Consider the following 13,018-nt stretch of genomic DNA (forward strand, 5'->3'; position numbering starts at 1 on the left):
TTTCAGTATTGCCGGTCCTCGTCGGACGGCCGCTGGGTGCGTTCGCGCATGAAGCGGTCGAACTCTTCGCGGTCGCGGGCCTTGTGGAGGTTGGCGAGGTATTCCTCGAACGCTTCGCGTTCCTCCTCGAGCCGGCGGCGCTCCTCTTCGAGGCGCTTCAATTGCTCTTGGCGATAGTCGTCGAAAGCCGCGTTGCCGGTCGCACCGCGATAGCCGCGGTAGTGACCATTGTGGCAATGACGGCCCTTGAAGCTATGCTTACGCTCCTTGAGCCAGCTTTCCGCCCTCTCCTTGGACCCACCGAAATATTCGCCCCAAAGGATATAGGCGAGGACGGCAAAGCCCAGGGGCCAGAAGACGATGAAGCCAAGCACCATCAGCGCGATGGTCAAGGCTGACCATTCGGGTTTGATCAATGCAGTGTTCATAGGGTCTATCCTCCAGTCTCGAACAGGCAATAACTGGGGATCCGCGCCCCCCAATCAAGTGAACCGATGACGATTTCTGCATCTTGAAATCCTGTGCTAGAAGGCCCATGCGCATCCCGCGCACGCCGGTCCCGAGGCCTCCTCATGAGCGTTTTTTCCCCCTCAGAGCCTTTTTCGGCTCCGCGCGCGGCGCGCCCGTTGCGGCTCGGAACGCTTGTCCTCTTGCGCTGGCTGGCCATTGTCGGCCAGCTCGCGAGCGTTCTCATCGTCCACTTCGGGCTGGGATACCGGCTGCCTCTCTTTGAGTGCCTAGTCCTCATCTTCGCCTCGATCACCATCAACACGGGCCTCCTGATCCGCTACGGGCCCGGGCACAGGCCGAACGCAAGGCTGGCATTCTACCAGCTCGCCTATGACTGCGTGCAGCTTGGCGGGTTGCTCTATCTGACCGGCGGGCTGGGCAATCCCTTCGCGCTGCTTTTGCTTGCGCCGGTTTCGGTCTCCGCCTCGACGCTGCCCTCGCGCGAGACGCTTCTGCTGGTGGCCCTGGTGACGATCATCGCAACGCTGCTTGCGCTCTATCATCAGCCCATGCCGTGGGACTCCGCCGTTCCGTTTTCTCCGCACCCGCTCTACCTTCTCGGCGTATGGACGGCGATCCTGTGCGGGGTGGGGTTCATTGCCGGTTATATCAACAAGGTTGCCCACGAGGCGCGCCAGCTCGCGGACGCGCTCACGGTCACCGAACTGGCGCTCTCGCGCCAGCAGCAGCTTTCCGCGCTTGATGGGCTGGCCGCGGCCGCGGCCCACGAACTGGGCACGCCGCTCGCCACCATCGCCCTTGCCGCAAAAGAAGTCCGGCGGGACGCGAGCGATGCGGACCTTGCCGCCGACCTCGACCTTATTCTCGAGCAGGTCGCGCGGTGTCGCGCCATCCTGGGGAAGCTGAGGAGCCTCAAGCCGTCGGGCGCGGACATCTTCGAGGACGTTTCGCTCTCCGATGTCATTGCCGAACTGGCCAAGCCCCACGAGGCCTCGGCGGCCGGAGCGGGCAAGACCATCACCATCACCCGTTCGGACTTCGGGGGTAAGGAGCCCGTCATCCTGCGCGATGTCGGCCTGCTATACGGGCTTGGCAACCTCATCGAGAATGCCGTGCAGTTCGCGCAAGCGACGGTTACTATCGGCGCCGGCTGGGATCACAAACGCGCCGTCATAACGATCACCGACGACGGACCGGGTTTTGCACCCGAACTCCTGAGCCGGCTGGGTGAACCCTTCCTCACCTCGCGCTGGCGAGAGAAGGGCGATGGCGACCCGCGCGACCCCGATGGGGCCGGGGGGCTGGGCCTGGGGGTCTTCATCGCCAAGACCCTGCTCGAGCGGACCGGCGCCAATCTGCGCTTCTTCAATGCCAAGCCCACCGGCCACGCCTGCGTCGAAATCTCCTGGCCGCGCGCAACGCTCGAAGCCCGCCAGGACGACGAGCGCGGCGGGCGAAAGGTGCCGGATCGGGATGGCTTTGACCTTTGAGCGCTTTTTGGCGATAAAAGCGGCACCCTGAAGGAACATGATTATGACCGACCTGTCCGGCCTTGCCGAAAACGATCGTACGCTGCTGCTGGTTGATGATGACCAGCCCTTTTTGAGCCGGCTTGAGCGGGCAATGGACAAACGCGGGTTTATCGTGACGATCGCCGATTCCGTGGCGGCCGGTCTTGCAGCCGTCAAATCCAATCCCCCGGCCTTTGCCGTGGTCGATCTGCGGCTCGAGGACGGAAACGGTCTTGAGGTCGTTTCCGCGCTGAACGAAAGGCGCCCCGAGGCACGCGCAGTGGTACTGACAGGTTATGGCAACATCGCGACCGCGGTGACCGCCGTCAAGCTCGGGGCCGTCGACTACCTTGCCAAGCCCGCCGATGCCGACGATATCGTCAAGGCACTTCTGGCCGACGAAGCGGTCAAGCCCGAGCCGCCCGAAAACCCCATGAGCGCGGACCGGGTGCGCTGGGAGCATATCCAGCGCGTCTACGAATTGTGCGATCGCAACGTCTCTGAAACTGCGCGCCGGCTCAATATGCACCGCCGCACCCTCCAACGCATCCTCGCCAAAAGAGCCCCTCGCTAGGCAATGCCTCGATGACCGTCTCGCTTTCCTTTTTCGGAGCCGCCGGGACGGTGACCGGCTCGTGCTACCGCATCACCCATCCCAAGGGATCGTTCCTCGTAGATTGCGGCATGTTTCAGGGGAACAAGTCGGTCAGGGACCTCAACTACAAGCCCTTCCCCTTCGCGCCGGGCGACATCGATTACGTCCTCCTGACCCATGCGCATATCGACCATTGCGGCTTGCTGCCCCGGCTCTATCGCAAAGGGGCACGTGCGCGCGTCTATGCGACCGCCGCGACCAACAGGCTCTTGGAGTTCGTGCTTGCTGATGCCGCAGGCATCCAGGAAAGCGAAGCCGAGCGCGAAACCAAAAAACGCAAGCGCCGGGGCGAGGCTCCCGCCGAGCCGCTTTATGAACTCAAGGACGCTGAAGAAACGCTCAGGCACCTCACCGACATAGCCTATGACGAATGGTTCGTGCCGGGACCCGGGGTCCGGGCCCGGTTCTGGAACGCGGGGCACATCCTGGGCTCCGCATCCATCGAGATCGAGATCGAGGATGGAAACGGCAGTCCGGTGCGTATCCTGTTTTCCGGCGATATCGGCCCGGATGAAAAAGCCTTTTACCCGTCTCCCGAAGCGCCCGCCGGGCTCGATTATCTCGTCTGTGAGGCAACCTATGGCGGACGGGAGCGCGCAGCCTATACGCTCGACAACCGCCGTGCGGCCCTCGCAGCGGAAATAGCCGGCGCGATGGAACGGGGAGGCAATCTCATCATCCCCACCTTCGCCGTCGAGCGCAGCCAGGAACTGCTGCACGATATCGGCGTCCTCATCAAGCAAGGTACGATCAACCCCAGCCTCGTGGCGCTCGATTCACCGCTCGCCAGCCGCGTGACGGGACTCTTCGGGAAATTTGCCGCCGGGTTCGAGGACGTCGAGTTGAGCGCGGAAGAGCTTTTCGCAGATCCGCGCTTCCGCATCATCGAGGACGTCGAGGAATCCAAGGGGCTCAACGCGATCCATGGTGGGGCCATCATCCTTTCGGCCTCGGGCATGGCCGAGGCGGGGCGCATCAAGCATCATTTGCGCAACAATCTCTTCCGGCACAATGCAACGGTCCTGTTCGTCGGTTATCAGGCGCAGGGGACGCTGGGGCAGATCATCCAGTCGGGTGCCAAGGAAGTGCGCATTCACGGCACGCTCGTGCCGGTCCGGGCGACGATCAGGACCATCCAGAACTATTCGGCCCATGCCGACCACTCTGAACTCCTCGCCTGGATCAAGGCCCGCCAGCCGGTTTCGGGCGCCGCCTTTCTCGTTCATGGCGACGACGAGCCCCGCGCCGCGCTGCGGGCAGCCCTCCTCGCGCTCGGCATGGCGTCCGATCAGGTGATCGTACCCGAACTCGACGACATGGTGACGCTCATGGCAGGGGGGCAAACCGCGCTCGCACACCCCGCCGCCCCGCGCATCAGCCACGCGCAATTGAGTCACGATTGGCACAACGCCTATGCCGAATTCGTCATCGCGCTCTCGGACCGCCTGCGTGGCGCCTCCAGCGACGAGGATCGTGCAAGGATCATGGAAACGCTCAAGCAAACCCTTGAGCGCCGCTAGCCGATTTTATTCGGCAGCGTGCTGGCCCGTTTCGGGGCCCGGCGCATCGGTCCTGGGACCGGCGATCAACAGGCGCTGCTTGCGTTTCTTGCGGGTGATGCGGACCTGACGAACGCGGCGGGCGTCGGCACGGGTGATCTCGAACTCGAAACCCTTGAGTTTGGAGACCACCTCCCCGCGCACCGGGACGCGCCCGACAAGGGCAAAGACCAGCCCGCCAAGCGTATCGACATCCTCGGCGTATTCGCCCGGATCGAAGTCGGGCCCGACGGCGGCGATCAATTCGCTGAGCTCGACCCGCGCGTCCGCAAGGAAAACGTCCTCGCCGACCGTCTTGAGCATCGCGGCCTCGTCCTCGTCGTGCTCGTCCTCGATGTCACCCACGACGGCCTCGAGCAGGTCCTCGATGGTCACCAGCCCATCTGTGCCGCCATATTCGTCGACCACCACGGCCATGTGGATGCGGGTCGCCTGCATCGAAGCCAGAAGATCGGTGACCGGCATTGAGGGCGGCACAAACAGAACCTTGCGCACGAGATCGAGCTTGCCGATCTTTTGCTTGAGGGCCGGGGTCACCAATTTTACCGGGCTTGTCCCGTTTCCATTGCCGTTCCCGTTGGTGCCGGCCGGCGGCTTGGCCTTTTCGGTGATGCGGTCGAGAACATCCTTGATGTGGATCATGCCCACGACATTATCGAGACTTTCCTCGAAAACCGGCATCCGCGAATGCCCGGCTTCCCGGAACCGGGCGATGACCTGACCGACCGCGACCTGGGCCTCGACCGCCTCGATATCGGCGCGCGGGACCATGACGTCCTCGACGCGCATGTTGCCCAGCTTCAGGACATTTTGCAAAATCGTCCGCTCAGATGCCGAAAACCCGTCTTCGGACTTGGCTTCGGGCGCCTCAAGCGCTTCCTGGATCTCATCACGCAGCGAAGGCGCGCGCGCGGCGAGCAGCGCACGCAATTTCGCCCATAGGGACGGGCGCTTTTCGCCATTGGTGGGTATCAAACTGTCGCCCTGTGGGCGATGCGGCCTTTGCGCCGCGGCGCTAGGTTGATCGATATCGGTCATTGCGGGGTGCGGAGAACGGCATCGCGTCCTGTCCGGCGGCACTCCATGTCACATTGCGCAATGTGCCAGAAACGGTGGCACGGCCTCATATCGGCTCCTGCCCATCATAAGGATCGGCATAGCCCATTTCCAGCATAATATCGGTTTCATGCTTTTCCATGACAAGGGCCTCGGACCGTTTCTCGTGATCGAACCCCAGCACATGAAGCATGCCGTGCACCAGAAGATGGACGAAATGGTCCTCAAACGGCTTGGAAAGCGCGGCCGCTTCCTGCACGAGCGTCTCATGGGCCAGCGAGATGTCGCCCAGAAGCCCTTCGAGCGGATCGTCGGGCGCAACTTGCGGAAAGGAAAGGACGTTTGTGGTTTTGTCCTTGCCTCGCCACTCCCGGTTGAGCGCGCGCTGATGGGCGTCATCGGTCAGAAGCACGCTGATTTCGGCAGGCCCGGAAAGCGCGCGGCCCGAACCCGCGAGCGCCGCGCGCAAAGCTTTTTCGGCTAAGCGCTCGAGGGTTTCCGGCCACTCTCCGGCCTCGATCGACATTTCGATATCGAGGGGAAAGCTCAAAGCGCGAGTGGCCCTTCGCCGGCCGGCGGCTTGCCGGTGGCGCCTTCATAGGCCCTGACAATCCGCGCGACGAGTGCGTGGCGCACCACATCCTTGTCCGAAAAGCGCGAGATATGGATGCCATCGACGCCCGAAAGCAGATGCAGGGCCTCGACAAGCCCCGATTTCTCGCCACGCGGCAGGTCGACCTGGGTGGGATCGCCCGTGACGATCATTTTGGAATTTTCACCCAGCCGGGTGAGGAACATCTTCATCTGCACCGAAGTGGTGTTCTGCGCCTCGTCGAGAATCACCGCGGCGTTGGAAAGCGTGCGCCCGCGCATGAAGGCCAGGGGTGCCACTTCGATGGCGCCGGAGGCAATGCAGCGCTCGACCACTTCGGCCTGCATCATGTCATAAAGCGCGTCGTAGAGGGGCCGGAGATAGGGATCGACCTTTTCCTTCATGTCGCCGGGCAGGAACCCCAGCCGCTCGCCGGCTTCGACAGCCGGGCGGGAAAGGATGATACGGTTGATCTCGCCGCGCTCGAGGAGCGTCGCGGCATGGGCGACGGCAAGATAGGTCTTGCCGGTACCGGCCGGGCCGACGCCGAACACCATCTCGAAACGATCCATGGCGCGGATATAGCCGTCCTGGGCTGGGTTGCGCGCGACGATGGTGGCCTTGCGCGTGGCGATCTGGGCCATGCGCACCTTACCCTTTTTCTCCAATGTGGGGAGCGAGAGCTGGCTGTCGTCGGTCTCGATCATGCGAATCACCGCATCGACATCGGCGGGCGCGACGGGCTTGCCCTCCTCGAGCATGTCATAGAGCGATTCGAGTGCGCGGCGCGCCTGGTCGACCGAACCGGGCATCCCTCGCAACATGACGTGATTGCCGCGCGAATTGGCCTCGACCCCCAGACGCTGCTCGAGGAGCGCGAGGTTCTGGTCAAATTCCCCGTAAAGCTGGGATACGAGCCGGTTGTCCTCGAAGGCAAGTTCGAGATGGGCGGCGGTGGACTGGTCGGGTTGCGACCGCAGGTTCCGTGTCAAACGCTTAAAGCTCCGCAGCAGCGTTGCGACTCTAGATAGACGATAACGATATCAGACAGCGATTCGATCCGCTGTGACAATTCTGCCGGTCAGGGAATTTTTCCCCGTCGCAAGGATTTCCACTGGTAGGATCTGCCCGATGAGGTTCTGGTCCGCCTCGATATGAACGGCCTGCAGATAGGGAGAGCGTCCCGCGACCTGACCTGGGTTGCGACCGGGCTTTTCGATGAGCACCGGCAGGGTGAGCCCTACGCATCCCGAATTGAAGCCCTGCGACTGGCGCGTGATTTCCCCCTGAAGGACTTCGAGGCGCTCGGCCTTGATGGCCTCCGGCACCTGATCGACCATCTCGGCGCCCGGCGTGCCGGGGCGGGTGGAATATTTGAACGAGAAAGCCGAGGCGTAGCCGACCTTCTTGACGATATCGAGCGTCGCCTGGAAATCGGCATCGGTTTCGCCGGGGAAGCCGACGATGAAATCTCCCGAAAGCGCGATATCGGGACGCGCGGCGCGGATGCGGTCGATCAATTCGAGATATTGAGCCGCCGTATGCTTGCGGTTCATGGCCTTCAGAATCGCATCGGACCCGGACTGGATGGGCAGATGGAGATAGGGCATCAGTTGCGGCAGATCGCGATGGGCAGCGATCAGCTCGTCATCCATGTCGCGCGGATGCGAGGTCGTGTAGCGGATGCGCGCAAGCCCCTCGATTTCCGCAAGCCTGTGGCAGAGTGCGCCGAGGCCAACGGTTTCCCCATTGTCGCCGAGCCCGTGATAGGCATTGACGTTCTGCCCTAAAAGCGTGATTTCCCTCACCCCGGCATCCGCCAGCGCGCGGGCTTCGCTCAGAACCTGCGCGACCGGGCGCGAAACCTCGGCCCCGCGCGTATAGGGGACGACGCAGAACGAACAGAACTTGTCGCAGCCCTCCTGGACGGTCAGGAAGGCCGTCAGCCCGCGCGAAATGGTGACGTCCCTCTTGGGCGCCGGAAGATGGGCAAACTTGTCTTCTTCGGGAAATTCGGTGTCGATCACCCGCGCGGTCCGGGCCTTGGCCACAAGGCTTGGCAGGCGGTGGTAGGATTGCGGGCCGACGACCAGGTCGACGGCCGGAGCACGGGCCATGATCTCCTCGCCCTCGGCCTGCGCAACGCAGCCGGTGACCCCGATCAGCATCTTTTTTGCGCCCGGACCGCGTTCATCGCGGAAATCGCGGATGCGCCCGAGCTCGGAAAACACCTTTTCCGAAGCCTTTTCGCGGATATGGCAGGTATTGAGCAGCACGAGATCGGCGTCGTCCATCTCGGCGGTCTGGACATAGCCGTGGGCGCCCAGCGCGTCGGCCATGCGATCGCTGTCGTAAACGTTCATCTGGCAGCCATAGGTCTTGATGAAGACCTTCTTGGCCGGGGCGGGGCTGGACGGGTTCTCGCTCATTGCGCCCCTTTACAATAAACCCCCTCGCTTGGCAAAGCCTGCCCGCGATTGAGCGCCACGAGCATCGCACGCACCTGATGCTCAGCCCGGCTCGACACCGTCTTGCGCGCGCCGTTTGCCGGCATCGGAGAGCAGAAGGCGATGGTGACCGATTTAGGGCCCGAGGCGAGGATATGCCAAAGGTTGTCGCCGAGTCCCATGTTTCCGACCCAGGCGATCCTGGGGCGCTCATGGCGCGAAAGCGGAAGGCCGGAGATCGCGGTATAGGCGATGGCCATGGGCTGGATGACGACTTCTTGAGAGCCGGCATCGCCCATCGCCTTTTCGGCAGCGCCGATCAATGCCGATTTGAAGGGCAGCACATGCGTACCGATGCCCGACGTGCCTTCGGCAAAAAGCAGCACCGGGTCGCCGGCAGCCAGCGCATCGCCCATGGCACGCGCGGTGCGTCCCGTATCGGTCCTGCGGGTGCGGTCGACAAAGATCGTTTTCTGCAGTCTCGCGAAAAACCCCACCAGCGCCCAGTTTGCCACGTCGGATTTGGCGACGAAGCGGACCGGGATGACGGAGGCGATGGCAACGATGTCGAGCCAGGAGATGTGATTTGCAACCAGCAGCACCGGCACGTCCGTGGCGGGCCGGCCGTGGACGGTGACCTTGAGGCCGAGCGCGAAGGCAAGGAGCCTGAAGAACAGCCCGGGAAGTACCCCCCAAGCGCGCGGGGCAAATCTCAAAAGCACGAGCTGGAAAGGCAGGCCGACCAGGGCGAAAGGCACCACGACCAGCGCGATGAAGGCCAGTCTCAGGACCATTGACAGCCTAGCCGTCCTTTTCGGCCAGCGGCACCGCGTAGAGTTCGAGCCGGTGATCGACGAGCTTGTAGCCGAGTTTTTTAGCGATCAGTTCCTGGATGGCCTCGATGTCCTCATTGCGGAATTCGATGACCTTGCCCGAGCGGATATCGATCAGGTGGTCATGGTGCTCGTCGGGAATCTGCTCGAAACGCGCGCGCCCATCCTTGAAGTCGTGCTTGGTGACGAGCCCGGCTTCCTCGAAAAGATTGACCGTGCGGTAGACGGTCGAGAGCGAAATTCTGGGATCGATGGCCGAAGCGCGGCGGTAGAGTTCTTCGACGTCAGGATGATCCTCGGCGGCCTCGAGCACGCGGGCGATCACCCTGCGCTGCTCGGTCATGCGCATATTGCGCGTAACGCATTGTTCCTCGAGCGTTGCCTCGCCGGCCGGCCGAATCCCCATGCCGCTCCCGCCTTTGTCGTATCGCTATCGGGTTAGCCGAGATCGGCGCGCATGACAAGCGCGGTGGCTGCCTGGCCGTCGGGGCGGGGATAGTAGCCCTTTCGGGTGCCGATCTGGGAAAAACCGAAGTTTTTATAAAGCGCGATGGCGCTTTTGTTGGTCTCGTCGACCTCGAGAAACAAGGTGCGCACCGGCGTCATCATCAGGTCCGCAAGTCCGGCGGCCAACAGGGCGCGCCCGATCCCCTTGCCGCGCCGGGCCGGATCGACCGCTATGGTCAAAAGTTCGGCCTCTTCGCCCGAAAGGCGCAGCATCATGAAGCCGTGGACGGTGCGGCGGCTATCGACGGCGACATAGGCCGGCGTCGTCGTGGGATCGGCCAGATAGGCCTCGAAATCGGTGCGCGGCCAGCCTCGAAAAAATCCGGCCGCATGGATTTTCGCCATCGCCTCGGCGTCACGGGTTTCCCCGAGCGTGACATGGAGCCCCATCGGGGCCATCCAGATGCTCATTGGCGCGCGACCTTTCCCTTGATCTGCGGCTTGGCATCGGCTGGCCGGATATAGACCGGATCGGGAGGAAAGCGGTCGGCGTCCGCGAGCGCGGCAAATCGCGCCACTTGCGCAATATCGACCCGCCAATCATCGGGAGCGGTGCGCGCGGCGGCTTCGAGGCAGTGTTTGAGATCGGCGAGTTGCGCCGCATCCAACGGCATGCCGGGCGCAGAAAAACTCTGCCGGTAGGCCTCGTTGCGGCCCGCATCGAGGATGATTTCGCTTCCCCCCGGCCGGGAGAGAGAAATGGCAAAAAGGGTCGGCAAACCGATGACCGGAATCGCCCGCGCCAGCCCCAGACCGCGCGCCACCGACAGCCCGATGCGCAATCCGGTGAATGAACCCGGGCCGGTGGTGACGGCAACCTGGTCGAGATCGAGGTAATCGTGCCCGTTCCGCGCCAGCAGCGCGCCGATCCGGTCCATGATGATCTCGGCGTGGCCCTTCGCGATCTCCTCGACTGCCGTATCGACACGGTCATCGCGCATCGCCAGCGCCAGTTGCAGGCGCTCGCGGGATGTATCGATGGCAAGGGTCAGGGGCGAACTCATGTCGTGAGCGATAGTGCCAAAAGCAAAGCCCCGCAAGCCGGTTACGCGGTGCGGGGCCTTGTGCGGGTGTGAGGCCGGAAAGTGCTGGCGCTAAATCTGCTCGACCTGCTCGACGCCGGGGACGAAGTGGCGCAGGAGGTTCTCGATGCCTGATTTCAGGGTTGCAGTCGAGGACGGGCAGCCCGAACAGGCGCCCTGCATGTGGAGAAACACCGTACCCTCGCGATAACCGCGGAAGGTGATGTCGCCGCCATCCATGGCAACGGCAGGCCTGACGCGCGTCGCGAGCAGTTCCTTGATGACTTCGACGGTCTCGGCGTCCTCCTCGTCGAAGAATTCTTCGGCGGAAACGGGCTCGACCGCGGCGCTGTCACCCAGGATCGGCTTGCCGCTCATGAAGTGTTCCATCACGGCGCCGAGAATGGCGGGCTTGATGTGCGACCAGTCGATCGCGTCTTCCTTGGTTACCGAAACGAAATCGGACCCCAGAAACACCCCGGAAACACCGTTGACCGAAAAAAGCGCCGACGCCAGCGGCGAGACGCGGGCCGTCTCGGCGTCGCGGAAATCGCGTGGTTCGCCTTCCAGCACGGAGCGGCCGGGAAGGAATTTGAGCGTGGCCGGATTCGGGGTTGCTTCGGTCTGGATAAACATGGCGGGCCCCTCTGGGCTTCAATCGCATTTAGAATGGTTCCAAAATAGTCTTTCGCCGCGCGATTGCAAGGGGCTTGCTCGGCCCTTTTCAGCACAATGCCGCGAGGTCGCTATCCGAAATCGTGCCTGGCACCACGGTCACCGGCACGCGGAACGCGTTGGCGCCGCGCGCCGCAATGGAGGAGACAAGCGGGCCCGGACCTTCGGCGGAATCGGCGGCGGCCAGGACGAGGATGGCGATATCGGGGTCTTCGGCGATCAAGGCTTCGATGGCGTCGACTTTGCTGCCTTCCTTGATCACCTTTTCGACCTTGATCGAACCGAAGGCCGCGATCCGCGCCGCCTGCCGTGCCTGCAATGTCTCGAGCGCACTCCACGCCTCGGCGCGCATGATTTCCTCAACGCCCAGCCAATGATGGTGATCGTCGGGCTCGATGACCGAGAGCAGGACCACGGTCCCCCCGGTGCGGCGAACGCGCAAGGCGGCAAACGTTACCGCCTTGGCGCATTCCTGGCTGTCGTCGACGATGACGAGAAATTTGCGTTTGTATTCGTCGGTGTAGCGGTCTTCGGTATCGGGCAAGCGCGACTGTCCCCCGCCTGTGCATCCTGAGGTGGTCATGCTGCCACACGGGAAGCCCGCCGCGCAAGCTGGCCGTTAGACAGCAAAATGGCAATGGTCAGCCGATGAAGCCGACGATGCTGCGCACCTCCTGCATGGTCCTTGCGGCGATTTCCCGGGCCCGCTCGGCGCCATTGCGCATAATTGCCTCGATTTCTCCTGGGTCGGCCACGAGGCGCCGCATCTCGTCGGCCTGTGGTCCCAGTACAGAAACCGCCAATTCGGCGAGGGCCGGCTTGAAAGCGCCGAATCCCTGCCCGCCAAATTCGGCTATGACTTCTGCAGTGCTTTTATCGATCAAGGCCGCGTAAATGCCGACGAGATTTGCGGCCTCGGGCCGGCCCTCGAGTCCCTCGGCGGTCTCGGGGAGCGGCTCGGGATCGGTCTTGGCCTTCTTGATCTTGCGCGCGATCGTATCGGCATCGTCCATGAGATAGATCGTCGCCATGTCCGAGGCTGTTTCGGACTTGCTCATCTTTTTGGTGCCGTCGCGCAGGCTCATGACGCGTGTGGCCGGGCCGGCGATGACCGGCTCGGTCAGGGGGAAGAAATCGTCTTCAAAGCCGTTGGCCGCAATCGAGGTGGCATAGTCGTTGTTGAACTTCTGCGCGATGTCGCGGGTGAGTTCGAGGTGCTGCTTCTGATCGTCGCCCACAGGGACGTGGGTGGCCTTGTAGAGGAGAATGTCGGCTGCCATCAGCGATGGATAGGCGAAAAGCCCAAGCGAGACATTCTCGGAATTCTTGCCCGCCTTGTCCTTGAACTGGGTCATGCGCGCCATCCAGCCCATGCGCGCCACGCAATTGAAGATCCACGCCAGTTCCGCATGTTCGGCGACCTGGGACTGGTTGAAAATGATCGATTTTTCCGGGTCGACGCCCGCCGCGATATAGGCTGCCGCAATCTCGTAGGTCCAGCGCTTCAGATCGGCCGGGTCTTGCCAGACGGTGATCGCGTGCATGTCGACGACGCAATAGATGCAGGGCATCTGGTCCTGAAGGGGCACAAAGCGCCGGATAGCGCCCAGATAATTGCCCAGATGCAGGTCACCCGAGGGCTTGATGCCGGAAAAAACGCGATTTGTGGCTGGCATGGTTGGTCTTTGGG

At 62.9% G+C, this 13,018-nt stretch carries 15 protein-coding genes; 3 read left to right on the plus strand and 12 right to left on the minus strand.

The window, feature by feature from the left end; all coding sequences use genetic code 11:
• Nucleotides 1–2: 2 nt before the first annotated feature.
• Complete coding sequence (locus tag I2G20_RS14195; protein ID WP_196260382.1) at nt 3–428, minus strand: DUF2852 domain-containing protein; 426 nt, start codon at nt 426–428, stop codon at nt 3–5.
• A gap of 144 nt (nt 429–572) precedes the next feature.
• Between I2G20_RS14195 and I2G20_RS14200 the strand changes: the two genes are divergently transcribed.
• From I2G20_RS14200 to I2G20_RS14210, 3 genes are read left to right on the plus strand one after another with little or no spacing between them, the layout of a single operon-like run.
• Nucleotides 573–1,961, plus strand: a complete 1,389-nt coding sequence (locus tag I2G20_RS14200; protein ID WP_196260383.1) for an ActS/PrrB/RegB family redox-sensitive histidine kinase — start codon at nt 573–575, stop codon at nt 1,959–1,961.
• 43 nt (nt 1,962–2,004) lie between these two features.
• Nucleotides 2,005–2,556, plus strand: coding sequence for an ActR/PrrA/RegA family redox response regulator transcription factor (locus I2G20_RS14205; RefSeq protein WP_196260384.1), 552 nt, complete (start codon nt 2,005–2,007; stop codon nt 2,554–2,556).
• 11 nt (nt 2,557–2,567) lie between these two features.
• Nucleotides 2,568–4,157, plus strand: coding sequence for an MBL fold metallo-hydrolase (locus tag I2G20_RS14210; RefSeq protein ID WP_196260385.1), 1,590 nt, complete (start codon nt 2,568–2,570; stop codon nt 4,155–4,157).
• Nucleotides 4,158–4,163: 6 nt separating this feature from the next.
• Here the strand turns inward: I2G20_RS14210 and I2G20_RS14215 are convergent, their stop codons facing one another.
• From I2G20_RS14215 to trpS, 11 genes are all read right to left on the minus strand, one after another.
• Nucleotides 4,164–5,234 (minus strand): hemolysin family protein, encoded by a 1,071-nt coding sequence (locus I2G20_RS14215; protein WP_246473088.1) that lies wholly within the window; start codon nt 5,232–5,234, stop codon nt 4,164–4,166.
• A gap of 85 nt (nt 5,235–5,319) precedes the next feature.
• Entirely contained in the window at nt 5,320–5,778 is a 459-nt protein-coding gene (ybeY, locus tag I2G20_RS14220; RefSeq protein WP_196260441.1) for an rRNA maturation RNase YbeY, read from the minus strand.
• A gap of 20 nt (nt 5,779–5,798) precedes the next feature.
• Complete coding sequence (locus tag I2G20_RS14225) at nt 5,799–6,836, minus strand: PhoH family protein (RefSeq protein ID WP_196260386.1); 1,038 nt, start codon at nt 6,834–6,836, stop codon at nt 5,799–5,801.
• Nucleotides 6,837–6,887: 51 nt separating this feature from the next.
• A complete protein-coding gene (gene miaB / locus I2G20_RS14230) occupies nt 6,888–8,273 on the minus strand; it encodes a tRNA (N6-isopentenyl adenosine(37)-C2)-methylthiotransferase MiaB (protein ID WP_196260387.1) in 1,386 nt (461 codons plus the stop codon).
• The gene (locus tag I2G20_RS14235; RefSeq protein ID WP_196260388.1) at nt 8,270–9,085 is read right to left on the minus strand and encodes a lysophospholipid acyltransferase family protein; all 816 of its coding nucleotides are present in this window, start codon (nt 9,083–9,085) and stop codon (nt 8,270–8,272) included. The genes miaB and I2G20_RS14235 overlap by 4 nt, the downstream gene beginning before the upstream one ends.
• Before the next feature lie 7 nt (nt 9,086–9,092).
• Nucleotides 9,093–9,530, minus strand: coding sequence for a Fur family transcriptional regulator (locus I2G20_RS14240; RefSeq protein WP_196260389.1), 438 nt, complete (start codon nt 9,528–9,530; stop codon nt 9,093–9,095).
• A gap of 32 nt (nt 9,531–9,562) precedes the next feature.
• The gene (gene rimI, locus I2G20_RS14245) at nt 9,563–10,042 is read right to left on the minus strand and encodes a ribosomal protein S18-alanine N-acetyltransferase (protein ID WP_196260390.1); all 480 of its coding nucleotides are present in this window, start codon (nt 10,040–10,042) and stop codon (nt 9,563–9,565) included.
• Nucleotides 10,039–10,635, minus strand: coding sequence for a tRNA (adenosine(37)-N6)-threonylcarbamoyltransferase complex dimerization subunit type 1 TsaB (gene tsaB / locus I2G20_RS14250; protein ID WP_196260391.1), 597 nt, complete (start codon nt 10,633–10,635; stop codon nt 10,039–10,041). Before tsaB ends, rimI begins: the two co-directional genes overlap by 4 nt.
• 90 nt (nt 10,636–10,725) lie before the next feature.
• Entirely contained in the window at nt 10,726–11,289 is a 564-nt protein-coding gene (locus I2G20_RS14255) for a NifU family protein (protein WP_196260392.1), read from the minus strand.
• 88 nt (nt 11,290–11,377) lie between these two features.
• Nucleotides 11,378–11,872 (minus strand): universal stress protein, encoded by a 495-nt coding sequence (locus I2G20_RS14260; protein WP_246473089.1) that lies wholly within the window; start codon nt 11,870–11,872, stop codon nt 11,378–11,380.
• Between the two features lie 97 nt (nt 11,873–11,969).
• Entirely contained in the window at nt 11,970–13,004 is a 1,035-nt protein-coding gene (gene trpS / locus I2G20_RS14265) for a tryptophan--tRNA ligase (protein ID WP_196260394.1), read from the minus strand.
• Nucleotides 13,005–13,018 lie beyond the last annotated feature (14 nt).

The sequence above is a fragment of the Pelagibacterium limicola genome (genome assembly GCF_015694405.1).
Classification (GTDB): domain Bacteria; phylum Pseudomonadota; class Alphaproteobacteria; order Rhizobiales; family Devosiaceae; genus Pelagibacterium; species Pelagibacterium limicola.

Bases quoted from the DNA above. Each gene is read 5' to 3' on its own strand.
- I2G20_RS14195 (WP_196260382.1), bottom strand. From the start codon at position 428: ATGAACACTGCATTGATCAAACCCGAATGGTCAGCCTTGACCATCGCG.
- I2G20_RS14200 (WP_196260383.1), top strand. From the start codon at position 573: ATGAGCGTTTTTTCCCCCTCAGAGCCTTTTTCGGCTCCGCGCGCGGCG.
- I2G20_RS14205 (WP_196260384.1), top strand. From the start codon at position 2,005: ATGACCGACCTGTCCGGCCTTGCCGAAAACGATCGTACGCTGCTGCTG.
- I2G20_RS14210 (WP_196260385.1), top strand. From the start codon at position 2,568: ATGACCGTCTCGCTTTCCTTTTTCGGAGCCGCCGGGACGGTGACCGGC.
- I2G20_RS14215 (WP_246473088.1), bottom strand. From the start codon at position 5,234: ATGACCGATATCGATCAACCTAGCGCCGCGGCGCAAAGGCCGCATCGC.
- ybeY (WP_196260441.1), bottom strand. From the start codon at position 5,778: ATGTCGATCGAGGCCGGAGAGTGGCCGGAAACCCTCGAGCGCTTAGCC.
- miaB (WP_196260387.1), bottom strand. From the start codon at position 8,273: ATGAGCGAGAACCCGTCCAGCCCCGCCCCGGCCAAGAAGGTCTTCATC.
- I2G20_RS14235 (WP_196260388.1), bottom strand. From the start codon at position 9,085: ATGGTCCTGAGACTGGCCTTCATCGCGCTGGTCGTGGTGCCTTTCGCC.
- I2G20_RS14240 (WP_196260389.1), bottom strand. From the start codon at position 9,530: ATGGGGATTCGGCCGGCCGGCGAGGCAACGCTCGAGGAACAATGCGTT.
- rimI (WP_196260390.1), bottom strand. From the start codon at position 10,042: ATGAGCATCTGGATGGCCCCGATGGGGCTCCATGTCACGCTCGGGGAA.
- tsaB (WP_196260391.1), bottom strand. From the start codon at position 10,635: ATGAGTTCGCCCCTGACCCTTGCCATCGATACATCCCGCGAGCGCCTG.
- I2G20_RS14255 (WP_196260392.1), bottom strand. From the start codon at position 11,289: ATGTTTATCCAGACCGAAGCAACCCCGAATCCGGCCACGCTCAAATTC.
- trpS (WP_196260394.1), bottom strand. From the start codon at position 13,004: ATGCCAGCCACAAATCGCGTTTTTTCCGGCATCAAGCCCTCGGGTGAC.